Here is a 3,263-nt window from a genome sequence, read left to right on the forward strand (position 1 = left end):
TTCGGCTGCAAACCTATCAGCTACCGTTGAGTGAAGAGGCTCGTGCATATTGTGAACTGATCTTGTCACTTAAAGAGACTCTGCAGTGGGAAGCCGATGCACTGCAAGAAGTGTGGAGAGATCAAAACCATGAAGAGGATATTACCCGTGTTGGCACAATTATGAGAGACGTTCGCCTGACGTTGTCATAATTTTCCATTCTATTGGTGTTTTACTGGTGTTTTACGCTATCACTGTGTATTTACCCCTTCTTGGTGCTACCTACATTTTACGGTTCGGTTTGCCATGAAGGGGAAATTTGCTCGATGATGACACCAATTTTACCGGTTAATCCTGCGTGTCGACTTCAATTTCCAGACTGTCGTGCCGCCAGTACTCAATATCTAAATCGAGTACACGGCCATGCTGATCAAAGTTCAAGCGTTCGATACGCAACGCCGGTAAACCTGAAGACGCGCCCAGCAGCTTTGCGACCTCATCTGGTAGAGAGGTTGGGTAAAAAGAGACCTGCATACGGGCATACTGCAAATGAAAATGATCGCGGTATAACTCGGTTAGGCTGCCATTTAAATCAAGATCAAGCAAACTGGGAACGCGGGCAGGTAAACAGTAATTCTCACAATAACACACTGCTCGATCATCGGCATAACGTAACCGTTTGAGGAAAAAAATGGTGTCGGTCTCTTGCAGTTGTAAACGTTGATGCAGAAGTACGGGAACCGTTTGGCTGTACTTTTCGAGTAATACCGTTTGTGCTTTTCCACCCTGTTCCCGCACAATTTGATGAAAATTCGACGTTACACGTGGGTTTAATTTAAAACGTGACGGCGTCACAAACCAGCCGCGTCGATCCGCTCGATAAATGACACCCCGAGCTTCGAGCTGCGTTAATGCTTCACGGATAGTCACCCGAGTGGTGTCATATTGTTCACATAACGCCCGTTCAGAAGGCAATTTACTGCCTACCGTAAAGTCTCCCGCCTGAATCTGTGCCGCCAACGTATCTTTAATCCGCAAATAATGGGGCTTAGTCATTCTGTTTTGTGTCCCTTACCACGTCTGTTCTGTCATACATATTGTCGGGTTAATGGTTTGGAATGCAAACAGATTACGTGATTGGCTGCCAATTTCTTAGACCGTGAATATGAATTTTTTGTTGCATGGCAGTTCCCCCCTTTGACCGTATTCAGTATCTCATCCACAATACTTTAAAACTGGTCTATACCAATGGAGTGATGTGATGAGCTATATTCCTACGGCAACCTCGGCAGTTGATTACCTGTTACTTACGCCGGGCCCGCTATCTACCACATTCAGCGTACGTGCTGCCATGCTGCAAGACAGCTGTACGTGGGATACTGATTACAACCTCGGTATTGTAGAGCCGATTCGTCGTGAATTGGTGCGTTTAGCCACCGACACCCCAGAGGCCTACAGCAGCGTATTACTGCAAGGTAGTGGTAGTTATGTCGTTGAAAGTGTTTTGGGGTCGGTCATCAGCAATACTGACACCCTTTTAATTATCAATAATGGTGCGTATGGCGCGCGCATGGTTGAAATGGCCGCGTGCTTGAAGTTATCACACGTAGTGCTTGATTGCGGTGAAACTCAGCGGCCGGAAATGATACAGATAGAGTTAATGTTACAACGTCACCCTGAGATCACGCATTTGGCCATGGTGCACTGTGAAACCACCACCGGCATGTTAAACCCACTGGCTGATGTTGCCGCATTGTGCCGTAAGCAGGGCATCAGGTTGATTGTTGATGCAATGAGCAGCTTTGGTGGTATTCCGCTGGATATTGAAGCGCTGGGGATTGAGTTTTTGATCAGTTCAGCCAACAAATGCATACAAGGTGTACCCGGTTTTGGCTTTGTGATTGGCCGACGTTCAGCACTTGAAGCCTGTGTCGGTCAGGCGCGTTCCGTATCGCTAGATTTGCATGCGCAATGGAAAACCATGGAATTACAGGGCGGGAAGTGGCGTTTTACCTCTCCGACACATACGGTATTAGCATTCGCTCAAGCACTCAGAGAACTAGAAGAAGAGGGGGGGATCAGTGCCCGTGCTGAGCGCTATCAGGCTAATCAAACGCTATTAGTACAGGGAATGCATGCTTTAGGTTTTAAGCCGCTCTTACCAGAGGCATGGCAATCACCGATTATTACCGCATTTCACTCACCAAAACACCCTGATTACCGTTTTATGGATTTTTATCAGGCCCTGAAAGCACAGGGGTTTGTGATTTACCCCGGCAAAGTATCAGAGGCTGACTGTTTTCGTATTGGTAATATTGGTGATGTTACGCCACACCATATTGAGCAACTGCTGCAGGCAGTGAGCAAAGCCTGTTACTGGCGCTCAACTGATAGTGAGATTGCCACGCAAATATAGGTAGATCATTGAGTTTTCGTTTTCCCTGTAATTATTTTGCCTTGTGCTTTTTATTGTCTTTTTGGAGTTGTTTATGTCTGCTGTTAACGCGTTAATTCTAGATTGGGCCGGTACAGTTGTTGATTTTGGCTCTTTTGCACCAACGTCTATTTTTGTCGAGGCATTTGCTGTTGCATATGATTTTCCGGTTAGTTTAGAAGAAGCCAGACAGCCTATGGGCTTGGGAAAATGGGCGCATATTGAAGCGTTAAGCCGCTTACCTTCAGTGGCTCAGCGCTGGTTTACCCAGTTTGGACGCCCAATGGATAAATCAGATATCGATATGATTTATCAGACGTTTATGCCATTGCAAATCGAAGCCGTAAAATTTTTTGCCACACCTATTCCGGGTGTACTGCCGGTCTTAAATCAGTTACGTGATCAGGGAATGCGTATCGGCTCTTGTTCTGGTTATCCGCGTCCGGTGATGGAGGTGTTGGTGCCTGTCGCAGCGCAACATGGATATGCTCCCGATCATTGGGTTGCCAGTGATGATCTTGCCGCCGGCGCGCGTCCCGGCCCCTGGATGGCGCTTGCCAATGTGCTGGCGTTGGGTATTGATGCTGTGCAGCACTGTGTGAAAGTGGATGACTCCGTACCCGGTATCACCGAAGGGCTCAATGCGGGTATGTGGACCGTTGGTTTAGCTGTATCGGGTAATGAATTTGGCGTGACATGGGAAGCGTTCAGCGCGATGAGTGCAGCAGAGATAGCAGAACGTCGTCAACCGGCGAGTGATAAATTGCGTGCCGCTGGCGCACATTATGTCATTGATACGTTGGCAGATATCATTCCTGTTATTGAAGATATTAACCGCCGATTACAAAAC

The 3,263-nt window shown here is 47.3% G+C and carries 3 protein-coding genes and 1 pseudogene; 3 read left to right on the top strand and 1 reads right to left on the bottom strand.

Annotated elements, in window-relative coordinates; translation table 11 throughout:
- Window positions 1-191, top strand: a pseudogene (locus tag ACRC27_RS01320) (glutathione S-transferase); the annotation flags it as partial.
- Window positions 192-327: 136 nt separating this feature from the next.
- Here ACRC27_RS01320 and phnR read toward each other — a convergent pair.
- Window positions 328-1,035 carry a phosphonate utilization transcriptional regulator PhnR gene (gene phnR / locus ACRC27_RS01325; RefSeq protein WP_438621981.1) on the bottom strand — a complete coding sequence of 236 codons (708 nt, stop codon included), beginning with the start codon at window positions 1,033-1,035 and terminating at the stop codon, window positions 328-330.
- Between the two features lie 205 nt (window positions 1,036-1,240).
- Between phnR and phnW the strand changes: the two genes are divergently transcribed.
- Window positions 1,241-2,395, top strand: coding sequence for a 2-aminoethylphosphonate--pyruvate transaminase (gene phnW / locus ACRC27_RS01330; RefSeq protein WP_438638968.1), 1,155 nt, complete (start codon window positions 1,241-1,243; stop codon window positions 2,393-2,395).
- Between the two features lie 73 nt (window positions 2,396-2,468).
- On the top strand, window positions 2,469-3,263 hold a 795-nt coding region (gene phnX, locus ACRC27_RS01335), incomplete at its 3' end, for a phosphonoacetaldehyde hydrolase (protein WP_438638969.1).

The sequence above is a fragment of the Plesiomonas sp. genome (genome assembly GCF_051650925.1).
Taxonomy (GTDB): domain Bacteria; phylum Pseudomonadota; class Gammaproteobacteria; order Enterobacterales; family CAMTGL01; genus Plesiomonas.